The following is a 593-nucleotide window of genomic DNA, read 5'->3' as shown; positions in this document are numbered from 1 at the left end:
ACGGTCGTCATTGAAAAGGTGCGGTTCGCGGGAAGACCGCGTTTTTACAACCTGAAAACGTCGGACGGCTCTGCAATGCGCACCGTCGCGGTAGATTACGGCTACGGTGCTCTATTTGTTGCGTACAGCAACGAGTGTTCCCTCAAAGACAAGGGCTTGGATTGCCTGTTCTGCAACATAAACGCCACAAAGTCGCTGTACGGCGAGGCGCAGGGCATAAGCTGGAAGACGCCGCAGCAGGTAGGTGAAACCATAGCCGCGGGCTACAAAGACGGTTACAGCCATTTGACCGTTTCGGGCGGTTTTATCGCCGAGCGCCGCGAGGTCGAATACTATCTGGACGTCGCCGAAGCCGTGCAGGAATACACCGGCTTGGAAGACTTTAACGGCACCGCCTGTATCGGCGCGCCGCTGGACTTCTCCGTGTTTGAAAAGTACAAGGCGGCGGGTTTCCGCACCATAGCTACGAACGTCGAAATCTGGAACGGGAAGCTCTTCGACGTCATCTGTCCGGGCAAGGCGCAGCACTGCGGCGGCAGGCGGAACTGGCTCAACACCCTCGACGAGGAGTTGCGGGTCTTCGGCAAGCACAA

1 protein-coding gene is annotated in these 593 nt (G+C 57.7%); it reads left to right on the top strand.

Going from position 1 to position 593, the window contains the following annotated elements; genetic code table 11:
- Nucleotides 1-593, top strand: a 593-nt coding sequence (locus AWU74_RS07475; RefSeq protein WP_368853468.1) for a radical SAM protein, incomplete at both ends; no start/stop codon positions are given.

This window comes from Treponema endosymbiont of Eucomonympha sp. (assembly GCF_001028545.1).
Note: the sequence above shows the minus strand (reverse complement) of the source record. Positions and strands in the feature narration are given on the sequence as shown.